Source organism: Schlesneria paludicola DSM 18645 (genome assembly GCF_000255655.1).
In the GTDB taxonomy this organism is placed as follows: domain Bacteria; phylum Planctomycetota; class Planctomycetia; order Planctomycetales; family Planctomycetaceae; genus Schlesneria; species Schlesneria paludicola.
Genome location: NZ_JH636437.1, coordinates 194,844 through 220,841, shown reverse-complemented (window position 1 = coordinate 220,841; position 25,998 = coordinate 194,844). Strand labels below are relative to the sequence as shown.

The window sequence follows — 25,998 nt, the reverse complement described above, 5'->3', positions numbered from 1 at the left end:
CTTGCAATTTTGTTTTCTTGACAGGGAGATCACGAAGCCTGTTATCGCCCAATGCGACGACAGCCGCCCGGCTCGCCTGGAGTTGTTTTGGCATGGGGTACCTGCACACTCACCTTGCCACTGCGATGCTCATGATGGATTCTTCGGTCCATTCCGATGTCGGACGGATATCTCGAAGGCGACCGCCTGACATCACACCCAATCGATCGCATACGGCCATTAACTCGGTCAGATACGAGCTGACGAACAGAATTGCTTTGCCTTCGGCTGCCAATTCGCCCATCAGCCGATAGATCTCGGATTTCGTTCCCACGTCGATTCCGCGAGTGGGTTCGTCGAGCAGCAAGATGTCGGCTTGTTGATGCAGCACGCGTGCGATCGCGACCTTCTGCTGATTCCCCCCCGACAATTCACCGATCGTCTGTTCGGGTGACTGCGCTTTGATCTGCAGGCGTTTCATCCAGTCCATGACGGAATTGGTTCGCTTTGACAGATTCAACCAGCCGGCCGTGGAATAAGGCTGTAAGCGACTATAGGTCAGGTTGTCGGCGATCGAACGGATCTGCGCTAGCCCCTCAGTTTTACGATCTTCAGAGACGAGCCCCAGTCCTGCACGAATGCGTGAGTGAGTGTTGTGGCGAATCGTGAGCTTTGCGACTTTGACGGTGCCATTCCGGACCGGATCGAGTGCAAATAGACAGCGAAGCAGTTCCGTCCGGCCCGCCCCGATCAATCCCGCCAGTCCCACAATTTCACCACGTCTCAGCTCGAGTGAAACGTCCTCAGGTGAACGCTCACCGCTGATCGTTGCGAGCGACAGCAGGGTCTCACCCGGCTGATGGGGCACGGTTGGAAACAGGTCCGAAACCTTCCGGCCGACCATCAGTGAGACGATCTCTCCATCTGATGTTCCCGCCAATTCGCCTTCGCCGACCGATTGGCCATCCCGCAAGACGGCGTAACAGTCGCACACCTGGCGAATCTCTTCCAGAAAATGACTGATATAGACGATGCCGTAACCTGAGTCGCGTAGTTTGCGAATCACGGCAAACAGATGTTCGACATCATGTCTGGTGAGCGAACTGGTCGGTTCGTCGAAGACGAGAACTCGTGAATCCGACGCCAAGGCCCGGGCGATCTCCACCAGTTGCTGCGTGGCAATCGACAGTTCGCGTACCGGCGTTTCAGGTCGAAGATCAGGGTGTCCTAAGAGATCCAATACACGGCGAACCTGTGCGCGTTGTTGTGAACGGTTTCTCACACCGAACAGATGGGGTTCCTGACCCAGCATGATGTTGTCTTCCACAGACAAATCGGGGGCGAGGTTCAGCTCCTGATAAATCATGCCTACGCCCGCCATACGGGCATCGTGAGGACCGGTGGGGGCATATGGTTTTCCGGAAAGGTGCATGACGCCGGAATCGGGTGCATGAGCGCCACTCAGGATCTTCATCAGCGTACTTTTACCGGCACCGTTCTCACCGATCAGGGCTAGAACATGTCCCGCGCGAACGGTCAACGACACCTCTCGCAGCGCCTGGGTCGCCCCAAACTGCTTGGAGATCTTCTCCATCGTCAACAGCTCACCGCTTGTCATCGGACGATTCCCCTGTGTCGCGTCTAAGTCTTAGGATTTGTGTGCCACTGGCTCTGCCCTGGCCCAGTCGGCATTTGATCCTCAACAAGACTGTGAAGGTCGTTGATCGACCATTCAACAAGGTGCTTTTTTTGGAAGAGGATTGCCGTCCGATCCCCATCCCACGGTGTTCCTCATTCCAGCATCCACTGGCACACAACCGGTTATTGCAATCGTGACGTCCCTTGTGCCGCGTGCCGTTGTGTCCCGAAGCAGCGCCGCACGATATGCCTCAATCTGTTCGTTTGGCCTTCACGCAGCGAAATCCAACTGCATCATCCACCGCAGTGCGCTTCACTGGTTGTCGCGATGCGCTCGTCAGCTTCTTGTAGTTATCTTTCCACGATCCACTGCGAATCACGACCGCCTTTGTGTCCGCGACAACGGGTTCCGGTGAACCGTCGTTCGGAGAATGCTCATAGGTCGGTGCCCAGGCATCGGCAGTGAATTCCCACAAGTACCCGTGCATGTCGTACAACCCCCAAGGATTGGGCTTGAGGGCTCCGACGGGCGGATCGTTGCCCGCGGCGTTTCCGGTATGCCAGCCAAACTGATTCAGAATCGACGCTTTGGGCGGCGCGTCATCTTCCTTTTGAGCGTCTTCGCCGAAGCTGTAACGCGTCGTCGTCCCCGCTCGACAGCAATACTCCCATTCGGCCTCGGTCGGCAGTCGAATCACTTCGGCGTCATTGATCAGATTCTGTTGGCGTGCCAATAGGGTCACCTTTTGGCAGAACGAATTGGCATCGTCCCACGTCATCATTTCGACCGAGTTCCTTGGCCCCTTCCAGCGACTTGGATTCGAACCCATGACGGCTTCGTACAGATTCTGTGGAACCTCGTAACGAGCCATTCCAAATTCCTTCGTCAACGTGACGGTGTGAACTGGCTGTTCGTTTGAATCCCCAGCGGCGTCACCCATACGAAAAGTCGCGGGAAACGTGTCCTTCCCTGGCGTGATGGACACGAATTCTTCGACGAAGGTCCGAACGAGTTCTTCCTTTTGTGCTTCGTCTGCCAAGGTCGAACTGCCACAGAGGATCAGCGGCATCACGATCGCGGCAAGAATGCGAGAACCTGTTAAAGAATCGCAGATCATCCCGAATAGTCCTTTCGTCGTTCATTTCACCGTCAACAACTTGTCTTCAGGAAACGCTTCCAGTTTCAGATTTTTGAACTGCACGATCTGTGGAACCTTATTCGAATGCAACTGCAGCCCGATCGGTGCCGCCTTGATGAACTGCGGTTCTGGTTCACGCCAATCCGAGATCAACTTGCCATTCGCAACGAATCGGATTCGATTGCCCTGAGCCAAAATTTCGTACGTGTTCCAGTCATGCTGCTTGTTGACCGTCTTGGCAATCTCGATGTTCTGATGAATCATCTTGCGACCGTACAGGTCATAAAAACCATAGCCTGACGGAAACATGACCAGATGTCCGGCATAGGTGTATTCATCGCCATGGTCGGGTGCGATCCTTCCCCACATTGCGATGCCCGAATGCATTTCCGACTCGGCCAGTTTGAAGTCAAAGACAAACCGAAAGTCGGTGAACTGTCGTTCGGTCAGCAGGTAGTTACTGACTTTCACTTCGTCCGTGTTCTTGCCGGTGATGACGCCGTCTTCGACGGACCAGTATTGTGTATGTCCGATCCACCCTTTGAGATCCTTTCCATTGAAGATCTCAATCACTTCACGCTTGCCTTCCCGCGGTGGGATGACGGGGGCTTCCTTGACGTCTTGAGCGGAACCGACATCCGTTCCACCGGTGATCAGTAGCAGCATGAGCAAGAAGTGACTTCGGCGCATGATCAATCCTCGCGACAAGGTTTCGACATTCGGAACAGACGGTGCACCCAAACGAGCCAAGAGGCGATTCAGGTGACAACGAACGTCCATCGGTGAGACGATTCCCGGTTGATACTACTGCTGCGGTCAGTCAAAACCAATCACGCGCGCTACCGATGACTCGTGGATATGGGCGCGCTGTGGGACTCCGGGTCCGTGCTGGGGAAGACTGCTCACCGAACTGGAACCGAATGCACTAAGCGACACGCTGTGCGGTCGCGTTCTTGTCGACGAGTCGCTGCAAGGCGCTCCAGGCTCGGCTGACACCGAGTTCCCGCAGGCAGGACAGATGCTCGGCACCGTGATGCGGACAGGTCTTGTGATAACCGGCGGCGCAGGCGACTTTCGTTGAGACCAATTCGTGCATGGACCCCGGTGGCCCTGAACGAATCGCGGACGTGCACGTAAACAGGCCCAATGTGGGAATGTCCAATCCGGCGGCCAGATGCATCGGACCCGAATCATTGCTGATGGCGAAATCAACTCGTTCCAGCAGCGAGGTCAATTGCTTCAGCGTCGACTGGCCCGCCAGATTTTTGATCCGAGACGTACCTATCGTACCCATCTTTTCGGCCAGCAGATTTGTCAGTTGATCGGCATCGGGTCGTTCGGCCTTGCTGCCCAGGATCAACACACTGCCGGACCACTGTCGATCCGCGCGTCGCATCAGATCGGCGAATTTCTCGACAGGCCAGCGCTTGGTGACCCAGCGGGCTCCGGGATGCACGGCGAAAATCGGACGAGGTAGCTCCTGCAGTTGCGTGATCGCCCATGCTTGATCCGCATCCGAGGTTACTATTTTTGTCTGACGTGGCGTCTCACCAAAGCCCAGCACGTCCGCCACGCGCCAGTAGCGGGCGTGGGCCGGAACGTCACGTCCGGAATTGGGAATCATGCAGTTCAGCGTATACCGCGAACCTTCGCGTGCGGTCTCCATTCCAACACGAACGCGTGCTCCTGTCACGGCAGTCATCACTGCGGATCGAAGCAGACCCTGTAGATCGAACACCAGATCAAACCGGCGCTCCCTGAGTGTTTTCAGTAGCGTGATCCAAGCGGACCAGCCACCACGGCGTTCGAACGGAATCGATTCATGCAGCGCGGGATGCCCGTCGATCAGATCTCGCAGTTCCCGGTTCACGACCCACGAGATTTCCGCCTCTGGGTAACACTGCTTCAGCACCGGCAATAGAGGGATCGTTTGCACGACATCCCCGAGAGCACTCGGTTTGATCAGGCAAATGCGCCGGGGCGTAAGCTGCGTCAGTTCAGAAGCGATGATCCGCCGGAACATCCGTTTTCCTGCGAGTGGGGTCATTAAATACAAACGCCGCAATCTTAGTTCGTTTCTAAGAAATGGGGCAAGTTGATTTTCCAGGCCAAAAATTCAAGATCCGAGAACTCACCGGCCAGGTTGAAGCAACAGGGACTGGCTCCGCAAGGTGTCTGTACCGATTGCTTCAACCTGGCCTCATTGCCAAGCTCCCGCTTGGCAACGCTTCCGACACATCAGAAATGTTTACGACGGTCACAGGCCACGTTCCCGCTCGACAGAAAACAAAACCCCAAGAGGCGTTACCAAGCAGAAGCTTGGGAACGAGGTGGACGCGAGTATTCAGATTCCGATCGTTTCGCCGTGTCCACTTCGCTGTCGATTGGTCGGCCAAGTCGAACAGGTGGCTGCGGCAAAGAGGGCGAGTGCGGGTGTTAGCGGTGCGCGCATTCGCGTGTTTGTCCAATAAAAAAGGTGCACAACCTGCAGGGCCACGACCAGGCTATACAGGGGGACCCAGCGTGCTCGCTCGGTCCGAGCCACTACTAAACCCATTCCCATCAGGGCCACCGTGATGAAAAAGACCGAGTACCAACCGACGAGCGCCAGAACGGCCGAGTTCACGCCTTTTGCGGCATCGCCCTGCGGCGTTGTGTTCCAAAAACTTCGTATCCGGTGGAAAGCTGCTTGAAGGCACAGACGAGGTTCGTCCAGCATATTCTGACGTGCTTGGCGCGATTGCCATGCGTCGCGCGCCACTTCCGAGGCATTGGCGCCGAGATCACGAACCAGGCTGGCCTCAAGATCCGCCTCCCATTGGTGCTGACTCTCATCGGGCCAAGTTGTTCCCCAGGGCTTCTCGACGACTTCGCGGTAGAACACCGGATTGTTTCCCAGGAGCAATGTGTATCCGCCGTGCGTGGTTGTAAGGATCGGAGCTGCCATGACGATCCAGTTCCGGATCAGCCACGGGGCAACAACCACGACAGTTGTCCCGAGATGCACCAGGCCAACGTTGATGCGAGTGATTCGGTCGACGGACTGCTGCGTTCGCAGGAGTGCCATCAGCCAAAACAGACCTTCAATTGCGGCGATCGGCCAGAAGGTCGGTCGGCTAAGGACCAGGATTCCAAACACCGCGCCGCAGCGTATCCATTGGATGACCCGCCATGCGGGCTTCTCTGAGTTTTCGTTCAAGACGGACCAGAGCCATCCGATCGCGAGAACGACGCACAACGATTCGGTCATCGGTTGGGCCGAATACTGCAGCAGCAATGGATCAATCGCTATCAGCAATCCCGCCAGGAATCGCCATTCTCCGAGATGGAGAAGTGCACCCACTTGAATGGTGAACCAAACTGCGACCAGACCACAAATCAGATTCAGTCCCGCAACGACGACCGGGGTGGGAAGCAGAATTCGCCCCGCGGCAAGACTGAGCGGATAGATTGGCGGGCGGAAAGCGGTGGGATGAGTGCTGTGCGGACCGCTGTAGCCGCGACCTTCAACGATGCTGGTTGCGATCGCAATGTAGGCGTCGCGGTCAACGGTCAATTGTGCAGGCTGGGACAAAATGACGCCGAACCGCAGAACCAGCGCGATCAGCAAGCAGGCGATAACGCTGATCGCGTCGCGTCGTGGCATGACTATTTCTCTTGAGTAACGAGCTTGATCTGCGCGGGGTCCGCCACTTTGATCCAGGGCTTCTGTTGTTCGAGCACGACCTTGCCCGAGACTTGAATGACTTTACCTTTGTAATGTTGGGCGGGATTCTCGACACCGGCTTTTTTGAAGAGTTCCAGATGATCCTTTGCGATGAACACGGTGAAGTTCTTCGCGTCGGTGAATTCTTTCTCGGAGTTCAAGTAGTGATTCGATCGGCCGCCCGTCGATTTGACCTCAAGTTGAACGAGAACCATCTCGTTCACTTTTTTTGCCGCTTCGGCAGGAGTGATTGGAGTCGGCTCTTCGGCCATCGCTGACGAAGCCAGAAGGATCAGGGCCAGGATTGGATTTAGAGCTCGCATCGCAGATTCCTTCGAATCAATTCGCCGGAGGTGGCTCGGACAAAGCCGCGTCTGGATTTGTCGGGGTTCCCGCATCGTACAGTTTCAACTTCTGGTCGGCGATATTCCGTAATACCATACCGAAATGAACGGTCGGTGGAATGATCAGCAGCAAGAACAGCAAAAAGATCCCCCGCCGACGAATCAGCAGCAACCCGATCGCGTTAACGAGCGCAATCACGCAGGCCCAGGGCCCGAACAGCAGACAGATCTGACGCACGGGTTTCAGAAAGTCGAACGCTTCGTACAGGATGGCGCAGGTCCAGCCGATCAAACAAAGTCGCCCCAGAAACGTAACCGCCCAGTCACGTCTCCTGTCGGGCTCGTCGGCCATAAACTGATCTCCTGCAGCGATCACAATCCGTGATCAAGAAGTGAATAAGTGAAATATCGCGTTCCGCGAGATGGGCGACATTGTGGTCGCCGTGTTCTGTTCATGTTTCGCCCGGAACGATCGAATCCATGGCCAGCTGGATTGCCGATCAAGGAAGCTGATACGGTCCATCTTCGGCATCAAACGGTGGCGTCTCGCCCTGAAGCAGGCACCAGGCATTTTCCGCCGCGCGTTGTTCGGCTTCTTTCTTGTTGGGACCCCATGCGGGCGGAAACGCGTCGATTCCGACCACCGCCGCGATCTTGAAACACTTTGAATGGTCCGGACCACATTCATCGAGCAATTGATAAAGCGGCGTGCCGCGTTGGTTTTTTTGAACGAGCTGCTGCAGCAGGCTCTTGTAGTTTCGTCCATGCGCCGACTCGACTGTTCGATCAATTTCCGGTTCGATCAAACGCGTCAGAAATGGGCGTACAACGTCCATGCCTCCGTCCAGATACAGGCCTGCCACGATCGATTCAAACACGGCGGCCTGGATTGAAAGCGGGATCTTGTCGAATTCGGAAAGTCCTTTGCCGAGCTGTAGGAAGTCGCCCAGCTTCAAGTCGGTACTGAGCTTCGCGCAGGTCGTTCGGCTGACGACGACCGACTTGATTCGCGTCAGATCTCCCTCTGTCTTCTCTGGGTATCGAAGGAACAGCAGTTCGCAGACGATCGTTCCCAGGATGGCGTCCCCCAGGAATTCGAGCCGTTCATTTGAATCCAACCGAGTGCGGGCGATGGAGGAATGGGTGAGGCAGCGCTTCAGCAGAGTTCGGTCACGAAACTGGTAACCGAGTGCCTGTTCACAGGCAGACAGGGTGTCTTCAAGGCGCGAAGTTCCAAGAGTCTCGGACATGCGATTACCCGGCGCGAATGGTTGGGAGGTGAATCCAGCGCGGGATCGGAGTTTGGAACAGGAGCACGACTGAACCCAACCTCGGATCTCAAGCTGATACCGTTTCTATATTTCGTTCATGAAGAGGTGTCAATTGGGAGTCTGACATTGTTGCAATTTTATTAGCTTGTTTGAGGTTACGTCGCCGAGATCGCTTGACGAATACAGACCGTCGCCCATCTGTGAAGTCGCATTTCTCTGTGTCTCCGTGCCTCGGTGTCTCCCTCACCACCCTTGTGTCCCCGACGTACGCAACGCATACACGTGGACCCAGCGGAGAAAGGGGAGACACAGAGAAGAATTTCAAGGGAAAGGCCGTCAAACCTTTGGTTGTGGGGTGGGATGGTCGTTTGATGAAGGGCGTGTCAGAGGCAGCAGAATTTGTGCGGCGAGGAAGATGACCAAAGGGGCGAAGACGAGGGCGCGGAGTGCAATCAGGATGCCCCGGGGCAGCGGGACCACGCTGGCGATGCCGAGGTAACAAAGAGTCAGCAGAAACGTGGCGACCAACAATCCACAACCAATCGCCGTCATTTGAGTTTTAAAGATCGCGCGTTCCGACATCGGTTCGAAATGCAGTTCAATTGTACGCTTGCGGCGGACGGAACGGTGGGTGGCGTCGACGGTTTCAAAGCACTGCACGAGATCACCCCATGGGTCGTCCGCCGCCGCCGTCGTGCTGGGATCGCGGCGTTGAATCAGAGATTCCATCGCCGTGAGCAAGCCGCTGGCTGTGGTGTGGGAATGGCCTTCGACGTGTTGTCCGTCAAAATCGCAGACAAACGAGGTGGCTCCGTCCGCGCGGGACAGCAGCGCCGTTCCACGTTCCCCGTGAACGGTCAGTTTCCATTCTGCTGGTCGCACCGCAGGGGCGATGACCCAATTCGCTTCTGGCAACGATCGTCCCGACAGAACGACACGTGCCATCATGACGCCCTGATCCGTGGCCGCTGTTCGCAGAGCTGTGATCTGATTGTAGTCACCGACAAGCCAGCGTAAGAGATCCGCATCGGGCAACAGTTCGAGATCAACTGCCGCTTGTGCGATCGGAGAACTCGAAGGGGATTGCGAAACACTGCGTTCCAGTTGTAGGAACTGGATGGTTCCCAAGGCACCGTCGCGAAGTAGTTGTTTGAGATGTTGTGCAGCAGCGTCAAATCGGTGCCACAAAAATGGAATCAGGGCGACATGATTGTCGTCACGAATCAGGCTGAGTTCATAGATGAACGTCGAACCCTGGCTCGCGTGTGGAACAAAAAGAATGGGGATGCCCGCGGTCGCCAACTGTTTGACACCTTCGAACATCTGCTCGGTGTTCCCACCAGCCAGGACAACATCAACGTCATTTGCGGCCAAAAGATCTTCCCAACGCGACACGATGGTGGCGGACTTGAGACCTTGATGCGGCTGAGAAGTTTTTGGTCCCAACTGAACCACATACCGCAATTGATGGCCGTCGATGCGGGAATCAAGGGCTTCAACGAGCGGTCGGGCGGTCGGGTCGTCACAGAGAACCGCGAATCGCATCTTTGTGACTCCAATGAAGGCCGTGGACGGAGAGCGTGACGGGCTCGACCGCGATTCGCAAGATCGCCGCGTCACGGTGTTAGTGTGCGGCGAGATCCACGCAAATCAGGTTTTTTTCGTTTCGAACGTAAAATCGGCCATCGGCCAGGGCTGGCAAGGCACGGGTTGTCCCTGTCAACAGTGATGCTGAGCCGAGTTGTTCGTAGCCGTCGGTTGTCAGTCGGGCCATTTTGAGAACGCCATCTGTTTGCATCATGAGCAGTACGGGGCCCGCGGCGATGAGCGTGGAGTACTTCAGGCCGGGTTTTGACCAGTGCACTTTTTTCGTTTCCGGATCAAAACATTTGAGCGTGCTTGGAGCCCCGCTGTCCTGGCGGCCATCAATGCCATACACCGCTCCATCATGAATAATGGGAGTTGTGTACTGGCTGGACAGAAGGGTGTCTTCCCAGGCGACGTTGACCTTGTCGACACCGAGTTCAAGCCATTCGGCTCCGATTCCGTAGCTGGCGGTCAGGAGCGCATGGTTGCCCATGACGACTGGGATTGCGGCGTTCACGGTGGGCCCGCGTTGACCAAAAGGGGTGCGAAAGTGTTCTTTTCCGGTGAGTGGATCGAGCGACACAAAGTTCAGCCGAGTGACACAGAGTAGATGGCGGGTCTCACTAATGGTCGTGACAATCGGCGCTGCGTAGCTGGCTTGATCATTGCCGGCCGACCACACCGTTTTGCCCGTGGCGGTGTCAAATGCGACGATTCCTGCCTTCATTTTATCGCCACCCACATTGACGATGACGAGTGATCCTTCGACGACAGGTGCCGAACCCGCTCCGAAATAGCCCCCATCCGCACGGAAGTCTTGATGGGTGTTTCGTTGCCAGCGTTCTGTGCCAGACTGCAGTTCGACACAATACAACTTCCCTTGTGCCGAGTAGGCATAGACCGCGTCACCCTGAATGGTCGGGACGGCTCGCGGCCCGTCGTCTTCAACAATCTGAGGTTGGAAGGTGGATGGGAATTTGGCCGTCCAAACGCGTTCGCCCGTTTCGCGGTTGAATGCGGTCAACTTGTCGTCATCACCCTCACGGTGAAACAAGACGACCTTGTCACCCGAAACCGCGACACCAGCGAAGCCCGATCCGATCTTTGCTTCCCACAGTTTTGGGGGGCCGGATTTCGGCCACTGTTCGGCCAATCGCTCGTTATTCGTGATTCCGTTGCGATGCGGCCCCATGATCTGAGGCCAATCGCCAGCGACCGCGCCGTGTATGGGCAGAACGGTGGCCAGCAACGCGATCGCGGCAAATGAACGACAGTGCATGAAATCAGTCCTTGATATGTGAAATCACGGGGCAACATCGACGTTCGTGGCGACTACTTCGTTGGAAATTCCTTGATCTGAATCCGGCGAAAATCAACGCGGTCGCCGTGTCCGAGAAATCCAACGTGACCTTTGACACGCGCGAGTCCCGGGTGTTCTTGTCCGTCCAGCGTGCCCGATTTGGTGGCTTCGTCGAGGTCGGCATCTACAATGATCTGACCGTTGACCACGATCTTGATTTTGCGGCCCTGAAATGTGACTTCCTGCTGATTCCATTCGCCGAGCGGCTTCAGAGAACCTCGTTTGGCAGGCACGATTCCGTAGACCGAGCCGTGATATTGATAGGGTTTTAACTCCTTGTACTGGTCCGCAGTGTCGTCAAGAATCTGCAGTTCGGTACCAAGTAAATGCAGACTTCCCTCGGTCATCAGCGGGGTTCGGATACCCAATCCGTTGTTCGCACCGGGTGTCAGTTTGAACTCGAATTTGATCGTAAAGTTTTCGTATTCCTTCTCGGTCAGCAAATTCCCCTTGCCGCCCTTCACGGAGACCAGATCTCCGTTTTCCACAGCGAAACCTGCTTCGGGGCCCTTCCAACCTTTCAGCGTCTTGCCATCGAAGAGCGACACGAAACCGGGGTCGGGTGTGAATGGTGCTTCTGCGGCCTTTAGTGAGCATGTGCTCATTGTGGCAACCATCAACGCGACGAGCACAGAAATCCGACGAGACATTGGCATCACCTTCATTTGAACAGGAGGCATTGAGATCACCGTTCACAGCCCGAAGAGAGGGGACAGGCAAATTTTCCCGGTTCAATGGGAATCCACAGTGCATCGACTAGGGTCATCCTTCTTTTACCACTGGAAAATGTGCCAGTCCCTGGCCTGAGGACGGTTACGGCATTGAGACTCGATCTACGGAAGTTGGATTGTACCGACTGAGCGAGATGACCGCACTTTCGACCGCAGGAATGACCGTCTGTTCGTCGGAATGCCACGGAGCCCGGCGGCCCGACCTGTTCGCAAGCCTCATGTGATGTGAACGTATTGTGAATCTGATCGAATTGCTTGTGGCTCCCAATTTCCGGCGTGTGAGTTGTCGAGATTCCACTGGCGGATTGATAATCTGATTGCCTTACGCCTCCCAAGGAATTCGCCGTCATCGGCACTTCAAGCTTGATTGAGGACATTGCCTGATGTGGTTGCTGGCAGAGTTGGCAGATCAGTTTCAGGAGCATCCCGATTTCCAGTTGGATGGGGGGGACCTTTGGGTTCTGATGCTCTGCCAGGTCTTCTTTTCGCTGCTGACATTTCCCTATTTCGCGTTCTGGATCTGGATGCTGATTCACTGCTATCGGACCGAGCCCGATCGGCAATTCTGGATCTGGATTCTGATCATTGCCCAGCCGATCGGACCGATTGCCTATTTCTTCTTGCGGTATATCCCCTCGAAAGAGTTTCCCACTCCGGCATTTTTACGGCGATGGACTCGCGGTCGCGAATTGATGCGGAAAGAGATTGCGGCACAGCAGATTGGGAATGCACACCAGTTTGTGCAGTGGGGCGACGCGCTGCGTGAAGTTGGAATGCTCGATCAGGCTCGTCAGGCGTACGACAGTGCCCTGGCAAAAGACGCTGTGAATTTGCCCGCGCTGTGGGGAGCGGCCCAGGTGGCCGTCAGTCAGAAGCGTTTTGAGGACGTACGTTCATTGACCCAGCGAGTGCTCGAGAAAGATCCTCAATACAAGTTTGGCGACGTGTCTCTCGCTTACGGCCGGGCATTGAACGAGCTTGGAGATTTTCCTGCGGCCCGCACGCATCTGGAGCGGCATGTCCGTCGCTGGCGGCATCCTGAAGGGGTGTACATGCTGGCAAAGTTGTGCGCCGACCAGGGGGATACCGACGCCGCACGCCAGCACCTTCAGGCGATGCTGCAGGATATTCATGCCAGCCCCATCGCAATCGCCCGCAAATTTGGCCGCTGGAAGAGCCGGGCCCGGCAGTTATTGCGGAAGTTGCCGAAGTGATTACGGAAGAGGCTTCCAATTGGCATACGATCAAACAGTTGGACCTTGTTGTTCGCGTCGAGAAGCTTGGCAAAAATCGTTCATGGCGTTTCCTTTAAGTGTCATCGCAGCTCTGGAAACTTGAATCATTCGGGTTGTTCCAGTTCAGTCTCGCGAGTTGCTGTGATCGTTTCATTAGTACTGTTCGCTACACATGGTCTGTCTGGCATTTGAGGCGAAAGCGTCGATCTTGGTGCAAGTGGTTCCGATATGACAACAGGCGTGTTCTGACTCAGGGAATGGGTTTGAATCGATCACGCTTGTCGCTCAAACGAGGCGGACCATGATGTCACGGATGATTCTCGCCTGCTTCGCATTGATGTTCGCGTCGGGTTGCTGCAACTTTTGCATGTCCCTTCCGCGTCAAGCGTCGCTAGCCAAAGCAAGCGTGGAGAGTCACGCACCGAGCGGAATCATCTTCGCCGGGGAACATGGGGATTGCAGCGAAACGATTCCGCATCGTCCCTGGACCAGCCAGTATGAGCCGTGGTGGGATTTTCATATCACGCGCTATGCGGCCGAATTGAGTGCGTACCGAGCATTCCGCCAGTACAGCAGCGAATGCGACGAGTCACTTTCCCATCATTTCAAATGTGGATTTATCACGGCGTTTGAGGATGTGGCGCTTAACAAACGTCCCTCGCCACCCGTTGTTCCTCCACCGAAGTACTGGAACGCGTTCTACCGTTCTTGTGCCGGACGGCCCTACGTCGACGACTGGTTTGCCGGATATGACGCCGGGTTGCGTGTCAGTTGTGACTACGGGGTGTCGGATTTCAATGAGATCCACTTGCGCCGCGGTGATTGTCGAGCGGGAACGGGCGGCCAATACCAGGACCAAGGCTATGACCAGCGCGGTACTAACCCGCGTCAGCAAATCGCGCCGGCGCCGCTGCTTGCTCCTCAGCCCGTGCCGCAAGGCGTTCCGCAGCCGTCGACCGTTCTGCCCCGCGATATGCCGAATTCCTATGCGCCGGCGAGTTGAGCGGGATCGCGTGCTCCTCATTTAGGCTCAATCGGTTTCCTCGTCACCAAGCTTCCGCTTGGCAACGAGGAAAAGTTGGACTAATGGGGACTGGCTCCGCGAGCGGATTCACCAGACGATGCGGTGCTGGTTGACGACATCCAGGTCGACTTCGACGCCAAGTCCCGGTCGATCCGTGATCGTCGTAAACGGGCCTTCGATGAAGATGGGCTGGCGTGCGATCCGGACCTCGTGATAGTCGGGACCTAGCACGTCGCCGGGGTACAGGTCGATTTTCATGTTCGGCGTCGACACGATGAAGTGCGCCATTGCGGCGGTTCCTAGATCCCATTCGAGGTTCGAACCGATCGAACAGGCGATTCCATGGCGTTCTGCCAGCTTGGCGATCTCAACCGATTTGCGAATGCCGCCATTCTTCCCCGGATACAAACTGATTGCATCGCAACAGTGATGTTGAATCAGTTCCTGGGCATTGACGAGGTCAAAGCAGCTTTCATCCGCCAGAATCGTCGCGCCGGTTTCCACTTTAACGCGGCGCAGACCTGTATAGTCTCCGGCCGGAATGGGTTGTTCAATCAGTGCCAGATTGCAGTCCTTCAGTTCACCGATGCAGCGGATCGCCGTTTCGATATCCCAGCCGCCATTCGCGTCAATGGTCAACGCGATGTTGGGGCCGATCGTTTCGCGGACGATTCGGACACGCTCGACATCCTCGACCGGATTCACACCAACTTTCACCTTGATGGTGGTGAAGCCGGCGGCGACCAGTTCCCCGGCACGGCGACGGGCACGCTCTCGATCATAGGCCCCTAGCGAGAATCGGCTGCGGATGGTGAGCGGGCGGCAGGCGCCGCCGAGTAGTTCGTAGACGGGCTTTCCTGCCGCTTTTCCTTGGATGTCCCAGCACGCCATTTCAATGGCGGATTTGGCGAACCAATTTCCGACCGCGACCGCATCGAGCCGTCGGTCGAGTTCGACAATGTCGTTGACGGAACAGCCGATGACGGCGGGACCGAGCACGGTGTCGACGATCGCCTGGGCGCCGCGACACGTTTCACCGCTCCACCGCGGTGTCACGGTGGCCTCGCCCCAGCCTTCCACACCGTTGTCGGCGATCACGCGAACTAGCAGAAAATCGGAAACGTCCTGGCGGCCCAGGGCCGAAATCATACGGCGTTCGGGCTTCAGCGGAATGCGCACAGGAATCGATTCGACGCGTGAAATCTTCATCAACACACTCTCTTCAGTTCATTCAAGCCGAACGACGACGCAAGCGCGGATTGTGGCGAAACGGGCAGAGCCAGGCTTCGGCAAAAAAATTCTGGCTTGGTCATTCTCGCGATAGAACAAAAACAGTACGCAATCCGAGCGAATCTGACGAGTCTCCGCCGACCACGGAAATCAGGAACTTCCGAAGCGACATGTTGTGAGCGGTTCCGGGGTCCATTACGATGGGGGGATGACTCGCAAGCCTTACTCTCCGCCCCCCCGTCGTTTTGAAACCAACCGCCGACCCGCTCCCATTCAACGGGATTTGCTCGAGCAACGACCCCTTTGTCCTGAGGACAAGCGACCGTTGCCGAAAGTCGAAGTGAATATGGGTGGGGCCCTATGGCACCCGTTCGTCTTTCGCAAACGACTGGGACAGATTTCCCGCGATGCTCAACCTGGCGATCTGGTCGAACTGGTCAGTTCTTCAGGGGGAACGCTGGGGCACGGCCTCTTCAATCCCGAAGCCGAAATCGCCGTGCGCGTCCTGCGCACGGGGCAACATCGTCCGGACGAAGCATGGTGGAGCGAACGGCTGGCCGAAGCCGTCGCCCTGCGACGTGAAACCTTGCGACTGGACGAAGTGAGCCAGGCCTATCGCGTGATTCACGCAGAAGCCGACGGACTGCCCGGGCTGGTCATCGATCGGTTCGGAGACGTTCTGGTCGCCGAATGCTATTCACTGGGGATGTATCAGCGTGCCGAGGCGATTATCGCTCAACTTGAGCCACTGCTTGGAACCAAGCACGGCGTCCTGCGCGTGGCACCGATGTCGCAGGAGCACGAAGGGTTCACGGCCGCTCCGTACGGATCTGCCGAGGTTCCGATCAAGCTGACAATCCAGGAACATGGCACAAAGTTCCGCGTGCACTTTGCCGGGGGAAATAAGACCGGCTTCTATTGCGACCAGCGTGACAATCGAAAACAGCTCGCCGAATTTTGCCGCGGCAAAACGGTGTTAGACCTGTGCTGCTATACCGGCGGCTTTTCGTTGCAGGCAAAACGGTTGGGGCAGGCGTCGGAAGTGACAGGTGTCGAATTGGATGAAGACACCGTCGCCCTCGCACGAGAGAACGCTCAGCAGAATCAGGTGAAGATCAATTTTGTGCAGGCGGAAGTCTTCGGATACATGCGCGACATGTTGCGGAATAAACGCCGCTTCGACGTCGTCGTTCTTGATCCGCCTAAACTGATTCGTGGCCGGATGGAAACGGAAGAAGGCCGTCATAAGTACTTCGACCTGAATCGTTTGGCGATGCAACTGGTCAATCCGGGCGGGATCCTGCTGACCTGCAGTTGCTCGGGCCTGCTCGACATGGCCGAGTTCACAAAGATCGTCTGTGCCGCTCCTGAGGTCGGTCGTCGTTGCCAGATCTTCGCCAAGGGCGGTGCTGCACCAGATCATCCGATCGCGACAACCTGCCCAGAATCCGAGTATCTGAAGACGATCTGGTGCAGGCTCGAGTAGTTTCTGTGAGCCATTTCAGGGCTTCTTCTTGTGTGCCACTGGCGCTGTCAGTGCCGGTGGATGCAAGACAGAGAAACTCCGTTTGTAGGGAAACGAACGGCGATCGTCTTACGACGAAAACACCTTGTTGAATAGTTTCTCGACAACCGTCATTGTCCTATTGAAGATCAATGCGGATCGGGCACTGGCAAAGTCAGTTGCACGCAGAAACAAGAGCTGATGTGGCGAAGATGGGTGTTTATGTGTCGACCGCTTAACTCGGGTTGTTCACACCGATGGCGGTTGCCGTAGCGTATGTTTTTGTGTGCGAGATCGTCACGAGAATGTTGTTGATGTTTAGCCGATCGGCGAGCTCTTTGGCTGATCCGTACAGAATTACGAATGGCTGGCCGCTTGGTCGGACGCCGATCTCGATGTCGGTCCAGCCGACTTCTGGCGTGAATCCGGTTCCCAGGACTTTCATCACCGCTTCTTTGGCCGCCCAGCGCCCGGCGTAGTGCGGTGCGGACTCGCGCCGGGGCTGGCAATGGGCGACTTCCGCTGCGGTAAAAACCCGCTCGAGAAAATGGTCTCCATGATCGGCCATCATTTTGGCGATCCGTTCGACTTCGACGATATCCGTACCCAGGCCGATGATCATGGTTGCGTCGTCGAGGATGGTTCGGGCACGCTCGGGGTATTGAGCATACTGCGGGTCGCTACCCAGAAACTCGTGACCGCAGCGAGTCCAATTTCCGCGGCCCAGAACAATTCGGGCCAGGGGCTGGACCATTCACCCAATTGGGCAAGTCGACGGGCGAGAAATCGTCGGAACGACATCGTCGCATACAGGTCAACTTGCGAGGCAGTATCTGATGGTTTTATCTGCCGATTCATTTCTTCCACCATCTTAAGCCCCAAGTCATGCAGTTGTGCGCTCATTTGTCCTTTTGGTGAGTCAGGCCAACGCGTCTGACGATAAGTTTCGATCATGCAACCAATCAGGCCCGCGATGGTCAGCACGACGGCAGTCAAACCGACGATACGTCTGGGGAGCATTGCGTCGAACCGGATTGCCAATTGGACGATGGCCCATCCCACGAGTGCACCAAACGCGATCGAGAACAGACCTATCAGGCGGATGCGTGGCGGTGCGTGGGCCGATACTAGAGTCAGCGCCGTTGTGGCCAATGAGCTCACCATCAACCAGATGAACTGGGATGACGAGAGTGGATAGGTCATCGTCGATCGGACGGTCGTGGGGCCATCGTCCATCACTTGTCCTCGAAGCTGACCCGGGGGTTGACGATGACATACAGCACGTCTGAGACGAGAATCCCGATCAATGTCAGGACGGCGGAAATCATCAGCGTGGTCATGACCAGGTCGTATTCGCGACGGAGTACTCCTTCGTAGGACAGCAGTCCCATGCCATGAATGTTGAAGATGACTTCGATCACGACGCTACCGCCGACCAGAAACGGCAACAATGACGCCAGCAGCGTGATGATTGGGAACAGACTGTTTCGCAAGGCGTGGACCAGAATCATGCGAGGTTTGCCACAACCTTTCGCTTCCGCCGTGCGGATATAGTCCTGGCGAATCACTTCCAGCATCCCGGCGCGCATCTGGCGACTGACGTAGGCCAATGCTCCATAAGTCAGGCAGATGACGGGCAAGACGATGTGTTGATTGTAATCTAAGAACTGCTGGATAGGCGTCAGGGTGTCATAATTCGGTGACTTCAAGCTCATGATAGGCCACTGCATATCCGGCTTTCCTAGCAAGGCCCAGAACCAGCGTTGCATGACAAGTTGCCGTAACAGTTCTGCCACCCAGAATGAAGGCAGGCTGTACATGATGAATAGTGCCAGGGTCGACAAATTGTCGAATCGAGAGCGCGGATATGCAGCGCTGAAGATCCCCAATGGGATTGCCAGCAGATAGATCAGGACGAAGACGATCAGGTTCAACATGATCGTAATTTTCAGTGCCGCCCACAATTCCTTCCAGATCGGTTGCTCGGACTGGAAGAAGATCATGTCTCCATGGATCAAGCGATTCAGGTACAGCATGAACTGAGTGGGAAGCGGCTTGTCGAAGCCGAATCGCTCGCGAAAGCGTTTTTCGGCCGCTTCGGTTCCTCGGTCCGCATTGACGCCGGATGCCGCTTGTCCCGCTCCACCAAACTTCTCGGCAGCGGGATCGCCAGGGGCAAGTCGAATCACGAGAAACGAGACAACCAGGATCCCGAATAGCGTCGGGATCATCAGCAACAATCGTTTAATCAGGTACGTAGCCAACTCAGCACTCAAATCCAAAAGCGTAATTGACGAAAGGGATCACTTGTGGAGCTGTTCATCTTTCGGAACGTACCATTCGCTCAAATCGAAACCGGGGCGCAGTCGGTACCACTTCACATTGCGGAATCGTTTGTGGTACGCGCCAAATTCCTTGGGGGTCCACAAGAACGAATAAGGTTGCTCGCTATCGATCAGGCGATGGAACGATTGATGAATGCGGCGACGTTTATTTTCGTCCAGCGTGACGCGTAACATTTCCATCAACTCGTCTGCCTGTGAACTGCGGAACGAGATCGTGTTACTACCCCGTTTTTCACGGGCGGCTTCTGAGCTGTGCCAGATTTGGAATGGATCACTCTCTGGCGCCAGCGCCCACCGAAGCATGACCGCGTCGCATTCTTTCGAACGCAGTTTTTCGATGAACGACGCCCATTCCATTGTTTGAATTTTGAGTTCAATGCCGACGCTCTTGAAGTTCTTTTGCATGACTTCGACGATCTGATTGTAGATCGCGCGGCCCTGCGGCATTCGCAAGGTCACCGAGAACTTTTCGCCATTCCGGTCGAGGATACCATCGTTGTCAGTGTCGATCCAACCGGCGTCGGTCAGCAGTTCCCGGGCGGTGTCGGGATCATAGGCTAATGGGGCGACGGCACTGTCGTAGCCGGGGCCAAACAGATATTGCGTTCCCGAAACGACGATTCCCGCGCCATGCATTTTCTTGTCGATAAAGTCCTGTCGATCAAACAACATGGCGAGCGCGATGCGTACTCGACGATCTTTAAATTGCGGCGCGAGCTGGTTCCACCCGATCCATTGAAACGCTGGCGTGTACCACTCGGCCTTGACGTAGGTGTCTTGGGTTTGCTTGTCGAGTGTCGGCCAATCCTCAAAATATTGTTCGGGTGCCATGTCGTAGAAGAAATCGATCTCGCCTGCTCGCAATGCCGTCAGTGCGGTCACCTGATCAGGAATGAAACGAAAAACGAGTCGATCGAGATGTCCTGCTTTCGAGGGTTCCCAATAGTTCTTGTTTCGGACAAGCTCGACACGATCTTTGCGTTCCCATTTGTCGACGATGTAAGGGCCCAACCCGAGCGGCTTGTCATTGTACCGGTCGTCGGTGTTGAAGAATTTGCCAAACTCTTGTCCACGGGCACTGATCTGTTTCTTGGTGGCTTCTTCTTCAGGAGAGATCGCGTTCAAAACAAGCTGGCGGTCTTGAGCTTTGAAGATTGCCTCGAAAAAATGGAATGGAGGGCAGATCGATGCCAGTCCATACAAGAATTCAGGCGCCTTGAAATACTGTTGCCGGTATTTCACGCGGACCGTCAGCGGGCTCAGCGCCTGACATTCGACGAGATCATTGTAGTACGTACGAATTGCATCGGCATCGACGTTGATGTTGTTGACCAGTGCATAGCCAAATTCAATGTCCTTAGTGGTGAATGGCGATCCATCAGACCATTTGACGTCGTCGCGCAGATAAAACGTCCAGTAGGTGCGGGCTTGAACGTCTTGCCATTCCCCCGGTTTCAGGATGAGTGGCTCTTTCAGCGGGTTTTCGGCCGAGATCGGTTTGACGAGCAGCGAGCTGCCTTCATGGGGTTCAGATTTTCCGAAGACTTCATCGCCCGTCTTGACCACATATTTTCCGGCGGGGAATCCACCGACTTCGAGCTGACCCTTGGTATCGCTCCAGTAGTGATATCCCGTGATCGATGCGCCCGGAATCTTGTCAACGGGAAAGACTCCCACCCAAACGCCACCGACGCTGTTTCCGTTTTTGTCAGATGTCTTGAGCGCGACTTGGGGTGCTTCTGGGGGTTTGTCACCGACCGGCGGCGGCACAACGTAGTCCAAATTCAGCGAAGCCAGTGCAGGCCCGTCTTTCAGTGCCACGCGACGTTCGCGACCCGGATAGTCCGCCGACAGCTTCACCGAATCTTCGATGATCGAGCTCTTGGCCATCCGCGGCTCGAACTCAAACGTTTCCGGATTTTGAGCATACAGCGAGTCATTGACATACTGCATGATGTACTGCATCACTGCGGAATTCTCCGTCAGCGGATTCAAGACTTTCGGCTCGGCATTGAAACGGACGGTCAGCGTGTCGCCGGTGGTCGGTTCGCTCGGTTTCTGTTTGGCGTGTTCATTACCGACATCCGCAGGGATTGCTCCCTTCATGCTAAGGGTATCATTACCCAGTTTCATGCGGGGAATCTTAATCCCATCGACTTCAGCCATGATTTCGATTTTGGGTACATCGGGATAATCATCCCAATACGCTGCGGTCGGTTTCACGGGTGTTGACGTTGCGGCGGGTGACCCGGATTCCTCTGGCTTCGACGAATCTGCTGGAGTAGATGAGGTCTGTTGTGTGCCGGGTGGGCTGGATTTCATGCAGCCGCTTAGGAATCCCCCGAACACGACCAATGCGCTGATCAACGCACAGCAACGAAGCATAGTGAAGCATCCTTATCTTCTCGCCCCGAGTCCTGGCAGCCTGTGGCCGTCGCGATGACAACGTTCGAGGACTGGCGGCGCCGGTTCTCGTTCTTTTTTCAGGCTGTGTGGCTTGCGGGCGAATTGACCCGTTTCGAATTCTCAAGACGGATTGAGTGGCGATTCCTCTCACCGGTCCGTCTCAGACGGGATTCTGGCAGAGCCTCACCGCTCCGGCAAGGATTCGAACGCAATCCGTAACGCAAAGCATCATACGCGAACAGATCCGCTGACGTGTCAGCACAAATTTGCCCTGAAGACACTTCAGCTTTCGTTGGACTCACGCACCAGCATTTTGACGACGTCCGCATTGGCCTCTGGGAATTTTAGAGTCGTAAGTTCTGCCAGTTCGACCCAGCGGAATCCTTGATGCCGATCACTCACCGATTTCGCATCCTCGGGATGACAGAGGTAGAAATGCAGATGAACTCGACCGTGCGGATATTCGAATTCCAATTGCTGCAGCAGCTTCTCGGGAGCAATTGGCAGGCCTGATTCCTCGAGACATTCGCGAATGGCACAGTCGGAAGGAGTTTCGTCGGGAAGACACTTCCCCCCCGGGAATTCGGCATAGCCGGGCAATGGGCCGTCGGGACCGCGCGTTCCCACCAGGTATTGCCCTGCATGTTCCACAATTGCGATTCCAATTCGCTTTGTCGCTGTCACGCGGTGTTCTCCAGAATCAGGTTGGCTTGGTCTCTGCACGAGTTCTAACGTGGAATTTCCAAATACCGAAGTTCGTCCGTTTCGAGGTTCAATAACCCGACCGAAAAGGTACGAGCACGGTGCAGTGCTCCTGGGTTGATTCGCCGGTTAACGCCCTCTTGTTCATCGGCGGCAAGATGCGTGTGTCCGGAGAAGAGATAGTGGGGATGGTTTGCCAATAGCCGACGGATTTCGTGGAGGTCATGCCCGTGAGCCACGGCCAGCCGCTTTCCAGAGAGTTCGAATTCACCGCCCCATTCCAGACAGGTCGCTCATTGTGCTTCGGCGGCGGATCGCAGGAGCGAGACGCGGCGGACATCGTTGTTGCCGAACACAAAGTGTAGCGGCAGCCCACTACAAGCGGCGAGGATCTCGGGCTCGATCAGATCGCCGCAGTGAATCAGATGTTCGGCTCCGTGCTCCTTCAGCGTTTGAACGGCACGCGTTGTCCGGTCAGTCTGATCATGGGTGTCTGAAATGATGCCGATCCACATTGTGATCTCGTTAAGGTGCGATGTGCTCGATGAGCACAGAATTGTTGGGCATACGCGTATGCAGAACTGGGCGCAGACCGCGTTCCTCTGTGAGTCGTGGTTCATCGACGAGGCTTGGTGGCGGGGTCTCTCGTGTGGTTTTAGTGGGATTTCGCTGACGAGGGAATCGTTCGAGCGATCGGCGAAGGCTTCGGCAATCGGGTCCCCTTGCGGATGAGCACTTCCGATCCGTCTGCGACGAACGCCGAGCTCGGCGGCCGCGAGAGTGTTTCGGCAAACTCCTGGCCATACAGCGAAGTCGCGTCGCCATGAAAACGGGAGACTGTCGCGCGCCAGACCTGCCATGGCGGATGTTCAACAGCGTACTCCATCGTGCTGCCATTGCGTTGAGTTGTGTAACCCCAATAGTGCTCGGCGATAAACTCTTCTTCCGAACCCCTCGCCAGCGGCTCGGGATCCCCTTCAGTCTCGGCGGCGAGTTCAGCCCAGCGGCCCTGCCACTTCCAGGAATAGGATAGGGATTGCCTGCGACGATGATTGATGAATGTCTGCATCAATGTCTGTCGCATGGGGAGCGTGACGTAGTTTTCGTTGTACAGACGACGCGCGATCAACGTGACCGCAGGAAGTGGCACGATCTCTTTGATGAACACCACGGCCCGACGCCATTCGTCACCATCACGGTGTCGGACATAGAATCGCAAATTGACTTCCGAAAAATTGCGATGGCACGGAACCGGAACATTGCGAATCTTCGTATTGAGAAACCGAAATCCGACAAGACTGACATAAGTTTGATTGTTCCTGAAATCCAACTCTGTTCCTGCGGGGACGAGCGGTTTGAGGATCGCGGGATCGATGAAGTAATTCAGCATCACCAGATGTCGCCATTCCGCTGTCAGAAAGATCGGTTGCTGAAATGACATGGGGTTCTTTCCACCTTCTATCGACTATTGTTCGTATCGGATTCTAGCCAGATAGGCGAGTCCTACATTTCGCCCACTTGTTCGTGCGAACTGAAATTCTCTGTGGCTCTGCGCCTCTGTGTCTCAATCCCCTACCAGTGTGTTCCCGATGTACGCGACGCGTCCATGTGGATCCAGTGGGGATGAAGCGAGGCACAGAGGCACGGAGACACAGAGAAGAGAGGGCGCTAGCTGGCGTATTCTCGGTTCCAGAGTTCGAACATCAGCAGCGTGTGAATGCGGGCGGCGTGGTTTTGGCCGGCGACATGTTCGCGGATGAGCTTTTCGATCGGGGCTCGTTGGAAGTAGCGTGACAGGGCGATCGAATCGTCCAAAAGGCAGCTCTTGGTCCAATCGAGTAACTCATTTCGAAACCATTTGTCGAGTGGCATCGAAAAGCCTTTCTTGCGGCGATTGATGATCTCGACGGGAAGGTACCGACTCGCGATTTCGCGCAAGGCGACCTTCGTTTTGGACGGTGTCACCTTCAAATGATAGGGTAACTCGCCTGCAATCTTGGCGAGGTGATGGTCCAACAATGGGGCCCGTGCTTCGAGGCCAAACGCCATGGTCGAGCAATCGCCCTTGAGGAGCAGTCGATCGGCCAACACGGTACCCTGATCAAGTTGCAAGGCCGCATTGAGTGGAGAGAGCTTTCCCAGTTCCAAGTCACACGGTCGCCGCAGTGACTCGAACTGACCGCCAATCATCTGCGCGATTTCGGGACGGTAAATTGCATACCGTTCCCAACCTTCCCAACCTTGACGGTTGTAATCGCTACGACAGGTCGGCGCGATGACCATTGCGACACGCGCTCGGGCCTTGCGCAGTCCCAGCGGATCGGGGCGGCAGGCGGCCAACTCGTGCATCGGAAAGAGCAACGCGCTGATCCGCGAGAGCCATCGATATCGGCCGGGGACACCAGAAACGCGTTGATACTTCCGATATCCCGCGAACAGTTCGTCGCCACCGTCACCGGTCAGAACGACTTTTACGTGGTTGGCCGCGGCACGGCTGAGCGCCATCAGTGGCAACACAGCCGTATCGGCCAAGGGTTGGTCATACAGCGTGGCGGCTCGCGTCAGCAGTTCACGCATATCGCCGGGGACGAACGGAAATTCGTGGTGTTTGGTGCCGAGGTATTTGGCCACCGCGGCAGCGCTTGGACCTTCGTCATGTTCGCTGCCCGGAAACGAAATCGCGAAGGTTTCCAGGGGCTGCGGATTGAATTTCGCGGCAAGTGCCGTGATCAGGCTGGAATCGATTCCGCCGCTTAGAAAGACTCCGACTGGTACGTCGGCCACCATGTGGCTTTCTACCGCATCCGTGAGCGACGCTTCGACGCAGTTTAGATGTTCAGCGTCAGACTTGGCCCAGTCTGGAGCGAACGTGGGATGCCAGTACCGCCAGGTGAAAAAGTGAGCGCCTCGGCTACTCGACGATTTTTCCAGGCCATTTTGACGCGTCGCCGCTTGTGGCGGTGCTGTGACGCCCGCTGACGTCAGTTCTTCTGCAAGCCTTTGTGCAGCCTGATGCGGTAATGGTGGCAATCGGAGTTCGAAGCAGTTCCCCGCTGGCAGCTTTTTCACGTAGCGAAACAGGGTTCGTGGTTGCGGGATGAACTGATGAAATAGAAACTGATCGACGGCGAAGGGATCAAGATTCCGCGAGATTTCGGACAGGGGCAGCAACCCTTTGATCTCGGACGCGAACGCGAACGTATCGTCACTATGGTAGTAGTACAGCGGCTTCTGCCCGAATCGATCGCGGGCACCGAACACGACGTTCTGACGCCGATCGTACAGGACGAATGCGAACATCCCTCGCAGCTCGTCGACCAGCTTTGAACCGTGTTCTTCCCAGAGATGGGCGATCACTTCGCAGTCGCTGCCGGTATGAAAGCGGTGGCCTCGTTGCAGAAGGCGCTCGCGAAGTTCGCGATAATTATAGATTTCGCCGTTGCAGATGACCGAGACGGTCCTGTCTTCGTTGAACAGTGGTTGCTGACCGCCAGCGAGATCGATGATGGAAAGGCGAGCATGTCCAAACCCGACCGGGCCATCCAGATGTACCGTCTGAGCGTCAGGACCCCGGTGCTTGATTGCCGCAACCATTCGCGCGATCGTTTCGCGATAGACGGGTGCGTTCTTCAAGCTGATGTAACCGGCAATCCCGCACATGAAGGCTCACAAGGCTTTTAAGGAAGACATTCTCGGCCTGGAGAAACATCAGGAAGCCTACGGAGGTTGTTTCAACAGTCCCCTCGGTTTCTGGTGATTTCTCCACACTGATCTGACAAGGTTGCGAACATTGCCAG

The 25,998-nt window shown here is 55.9% G+C and carries 22 protein-coding genes and 1 pseudogene; 3 read left to right on the top strand and 20 right to left on the bottom strand.

The window, feature by feature from the left end; all coding sequences use genetic code 11:
- Positions 1-109: 109 nt before the first annotated feature.
- From OSO_RS0139200 to OSO_RS0139150, 11 genes are all read right to left on the bottom strand, one after another.
- Positions 110-1,597, bottom strand: coding sequence for a sugar ABC transporter ATP-binding protein (locus OSO_RS0139200; protein ID WP_010588178.1), 1,488 nt, complete (start codon positions 1,595-1,597; stop codon positions 110-112).
- Positions 1,598-1,868: 271 nt separating this feature from the next.
- Positions 1,869-2,735 carry a formylglycine-generating enzyme family protein gene (locus tag OSO_RS0139195; protein WP_010588177.1) on the bottom strand — a complete coding sequence of 289 codons (867 nt, stop codon included), beginning with the start codon at positions 2,733-2,735 and terminating at the stop codon, positions 1,869-1,871.
- A 21-nt stretch (positions 2,736-2,756) separates the two neighbouring features.
- Entirely contained in the window at positions 2,757-3,446 is a 690-nt protein-coding gene (locus OSO_RS46880; RefSeq protein ID WP_157606186.1) for a 3-keto-disaccharide hydrolase, read from the bottom strand.
- A gap of 235 nt (positions 3,447-3,681) precedes the next feature.
- Positions 3,682-4,779, bottom strand: a complete 1,098-nt coding sequence (locus OSO_RS0139185) for a glycosyltransferase family 9 protein (RefSeq protein WP_010588175.1) — start codon at positions 4,777-4,779, stop codon at positions 3,682-3,684.
- A gap of 321 nt (positions 4,780-5,100) precedes the next feature.
- Positions 5,101-6,402: a glycosyltransferase family protein gene (locus tag OSO_RS0139180; protein WP_010588174.1), complete on the bottom strand. Its 1,302-nt coding sequence runs from the start codon at positions 6,400-6,402 to the stop codon at positions 5,101-5,103.
- A gap of 2 nt (positions 6,403-6,404) precedes the next feature.
- Positions 6,405-6,785 carry a hypothetical protein gene (locus tag OSO_RS46875; RefSeq protein WP_010588173.1) on the bottom strand — a complete coding sequence of 127 codons (381 nt, stop codon included), beginning with the start codon at positions 6,783-6,785 and terminating at the stop codon, positions 6,405-6,407.
- Between the two features lie 16 nt (positions 6,786-6,801).
- Positions 6,802-7,158 carry a hypothetical protein gene (locus OSO_RS0139170; protein ID WP_010588172.1) on the bottom strand — a complete coding sequence of 119 codons (357 nt, stop codon included), beginning with the start codon at positions 7,156-7,158 and terminating at the stop codon, positions 6,802-6,804.
- A gap of 148 nt (positions 7,159-7,306) precedes the next feature.
- On the bottom strand, positions 7,307-8,056 hold the full coding sequence (gene rnc, locus OSO_RS0139165; protein WP_029247937.1) for a ribonuclease III: 750 nt from the start codon (positions 8,054-8,056) through the stop codon (positions 7,307-7,309).
- A 357-nt stretch (positions 8,057-8,413) separates the two neighbouring features.
- Positions 8,414-9,622: a Gfo/Idh/MocA family oxidoreductase gene (locus OSO_RS0139160; protein WP_010588169.1), complete on the bottom strand. Its 1,209-nt coding sequence runs from the start codon at positions 9,620-9,622 to the stop codon at positions 8,414-8,416.
- Positions 9,623-9,701: 79 nt separating this feature from the next.
- On the bottom strand, positions 9,702-10,943 hold the full coding sequence (locus tag OSO_RS0139155; RefSeq protein WP_010588168.1) for a PQQ-binding-like beta-propeller repeat protein: 1,242 nt from the start codon (positions 10,941-10,943) through the stop codon (positions 9,702-9,704).
- A 53-nt stretch (positions 10,944-10,996) separates the two neighbouring features.
- Complete coding sequence (locus tag OSO_RS0139150; protein ID WP_010588167.1) at positions 10,997-11,674, bottom strand: 3-keto-disaccharide hydrolase; 678 nt, start codon at positions 11,672-11,674, stop codon at positions 10,997-10,999.
- Between the two features lie 464 nt (positions 11,675-12,138).
- Between OSO_RS0139150 and OSO_RS0139145 the strand changes: the two genes are divergently transcribed.
- A complete protein-coding gene (locus OSO_RS0139145) occupies positions 12,139-12,969 on the top strand; it encodes a tetratricopeptide repeat protein (RefSeq protein WP_010588166.1) in 831 nt (276 codons plus the stop codon).
- A 322-nt stretch (positions 12,970-13,291) separates the two neighbouring features.
- The gene (locus OSO_RS0139135) at positions 13,292-13,993 is read left to right on the top strand and encodes a hypothetical protein (RefSeq protein ID WP_010588165.1); all 702 of its coding nucleotides are present in this window, start codon (positions 13,292-13,294) and stop codon (positions 13,991-13,993) included.
- A 108-nt stretch (positions 13,994-14,101) separates the two neighbouring features.
- Here the strand turns inward: OSO_RS0139135 and OSO_RS0139130 are convergent, their stop codons facing one another.
- On the bottom strand, positions 14,102-15,223 hold the full coding sequence (locus tag OSO_RS0139130) for a mandelate racemase/muconate lactonizing enzyme family protein (RefSeq protein WP_010588164.1): 1,122 nt from the start codon (positions 15,221-15,223) through the stop codon (positions 14,102-14,104).
- Positions 15,224-15,452: 229 nt separating this feature from the next.
- Here OSO_RS0139130 and OSO_RS0139120 point away from each other — a divergent pair, with 229 nt between their 5' ends.
- Positions 15,453-16,730 (top strand): class I SAM-dependent rRNA methyltransferase, encoded by a 1,278-nt coding sequence (locus tag OSO_RS0139120; RefSeq protein ID WP_010588162.1) that lies wholly within the window; start codon positions 15,453-15,455, stop codon positions 16,728-16,730.
- A 253-nt stretch (positions 16,731-16,983) separates the two neighbouring features.
- On the opposite strand, the gene acpS is transcribed toward OSO_RS0139120, so the two are convergent.
- The 8 genes and pseudogenes from acpS to asnB form a co-directional block, all read right to left on the bottom strand.
- Complete coding sequence (acpS, locus tag OSO_RS0139115; RefSeq protein ID WP_010588161.1) at positions 16,984-17,370, bottom strand: holo-ACP synthase; 387 nt, start codon at positions 17,368-17,370, stop codon at positions 16,984-16,986.
- On the bottom strand, positions 17,367-17,984 hold the full coding sequence (locus OSO_RS0139110) for a hypothetical protein (RefSeq protein ID WP_010588160.1): 618 nt from the start codon (positions 17,982-17,984) through the stop codon (positions 17,367-17,369). The genes acpS and OSO_RS0139110 overlap by 4 nt, the downstream gene beginning before the upstream one ends.
- Positions 17,984-18,979 carry an ABC transporter permease gene (locus OSO_RS0139105; protein ID WP_010588159.1) on the bottom strand — a complete coding sequence of 332 codons (996 nt, stop codon included), beginning with the start codon at positions 18,977-18,979 and terminating at the stop codon, positions 17,984-17,986. The genes OSO_RS0139110 and OSO_RS0139105 overlap by 1 nt, the downstream gene beginning before the upstream one ends.
- Positions 18,980-19,051: 72 nt before the next feature.
- On the bottom strand, positions 19,052-21,478 hold the full coding sequence (locus OSO_RS0139100) for an ABC transporter substrate-binding protein (protein WP_010588158.1): 2,427 nt from the start codon (positions 21,476-21,478) through the stop codon (positions 19,052-19,054).
- A 303-nt stretch (positions 21,479-21,781) separates the two neighbouring features.
- Positions 21,782-22,183, bottom strand: a complete 402-nt coding sequence (locus OSO_RS46870; protein WP_010588157.1) for a (deoxy)nucleoside triphosphate pyrophosphohydrolase — start codon at positions 22,181-22,183, stop codon at positions 21,782-21,784.
- Positions 22,184-22,227: 44 nt separating this feature from the next.
- Positions 22,228-22,716, bottom strand: a pseudogene (locus tag OSO_RS52190) (metallophosphoesterase family protein).
- A 140-nt stretch (positions 22,717-22,856) separates the two neighbouring features.
- Positions 22,857-23,642: a YqjF family protein gene (locus tag OSO_RS0139085; protein WP_010588154.1), complete on the bottom strand. Its 786-nt coding sequence runs from the start codon at positions 23,640-23,642 to the stop codon at positions 22,857-22,859.
- A 227-nt stretch (positions 23,643-23,869) separates the two neighbouring features.
- Positions 23,870-25,861 (bottom strand): asparagine synthase (glutamine-hydrolyzing), encoded by a 1,992-nt coding sequence (gene asnB, locus OSO_RS0139080; RefSeq protein WP_010588153.1) that lies wholly within the window; start codon positions 25,859-25,861, stop codon positions 23,870-23,872.
- Between the last annotated feature and the right edge of the window lie 137 nt (positions 25,862-25,998).

Coding starts and splice junctions, on each gene's coding strand:
- OSO_RS0139200 (WP_010588178.1), bottom strand. CDS start 1,597: ATGACAAGCGGTGAGCTGTTGACGATGGAGAAGATCTCCAAGCAGTTT.
- OSO_RS0139195 (WP_010588177.1), bottom strand. CDS start 2,735: ATGATCTGCGATTCTTTAACAGGTTCTCGCATTCTTGCCGCGATCGTG.
- OSO_RS46880 (WP_157606186.1), bottom strand. CDS start 3,446: ATGCGCCGAAGTCACTTCTTGCTCATGCTGCTACTGATCACCGGTGGA.
- OSO_RS0139185 (WP_010588175.1), bottom strand. CDS start 4,779: ATGTTCCGGCGGATCATCGCTTCTGAACTGACGCAGCTTACGCCCCGG.
- OSO_RS0139180 (WP_010588174.1), bottom strand. CDS start 6,402: ATGCCACGACGCGACGCGATCAGCGTTATCGCCTGCTTGCTGATCGCG.
- OSO_RS46875 (WP_010588173.1), bottom strand. CDS start 6,785: ATGCGAGCTCTAAATCCAATCCTGGCCCTGATCCTTCTGGCTTCGTCA.
- OSO_RS0139170 (WP_010588172.1), bottom strand. CDS start 7,158: ATGGCCGACGAGCCCGACAGGAGACGTGACTGGGCGGTTACGTTTCTG.
- rnc (WP_029247937.1), bottom strand. CDS start 8,056: ATGTCCGAGACTCTTGGAACTTCGCGCCTTGAAGACACCCTGTCTGCC.
- OSO_RS0139160 (WP_010588169.1), bottom strand. CDS start 9,622: ATGCGATTCGCGGTTCTCTGTGACGACCCGACCGCCCGACCGCTCGTT.
- OSO_RS0139155 (WP_010588168.1), bottom strand. CDS start 10,943: ATGCACTGTCGTTCATTTGCCGCGATCGCGTTGCTGGCCACCGTTCTG.
- OSO_RS0139150 (WP_010588167.1), bottom strand. CDS start 11,674: ATGTCTCGTCGGATTTCTGTGCTCGTCGCGTTGATGGTTGCCACAATG.
- OSO_RS0139145 (WP_010588166.1), top strand. CDS start 12,139: ATGTGGTTGCTGGCAGAGTTGGCAGATCAGTTTCAGGAGCATCCCGAT.
- OSO_RS0139135 (WP_010588165.1), top strand. CDS start 13,292: ATGATGTCACGGATGATTCTCGCCTGCTTCGCATTGATGTTCGCGTCG.
- OSO_RS0139130 (WP_010588164.1), bottom strand. CDS start 15,223: ATGAAGATTTCACGCGTCGAATCGATTCCTGTGCGCATTCCGCTGAAG.
- OSO_RS0139120 (WP_010588162.1), top strand. CDS start 15,453: ATGACTCGCAAGCCTTACTCTCCGCCCCCCCGTCGTTTTGAAACCAAC.
- acpS (WP_010588161.1), bottom strand. CDS start 17,370: ATGATCATCGGCCTGGGTACGGATATCGTCGAAGTCGAACGGATCGCC.
- OSO_RS0139110 (WP_010588160.1), bottom strand. CDS start 17,984: ATGGACGATGGCCCCACGACCGTCCGATCGACGATGACCTATCCACTC.
- OSO_RS0139105 (WP_010588159.1), bottom strand. CDS start 18,979: ATGATCCCGACGCTATTCGGGATCCTGGTTGTCTCGTTTCTCGTGATT.
- OSO_RS0139100 (WP_010588158.1), bottom strand. CDS start 21,478: ATGCTTCGTTGCTGTGCGTTGATCAGCGCATTGGTCGTGTTCGGGGGA.
- OSO_RS0139085 (WP_010588154.1), bottom strand. CDS start 23,642: ATGTCATTTCAGCAACCGATCTTTCTGACAGCGGAATGGCGACATCTG.
- asnB (WP_010588153.1), bottom strand. CDS start 25,861: ATGTGCGGGATTGCCGGTTACATCAGCTTGAAGAACGCACCCGTCTAT.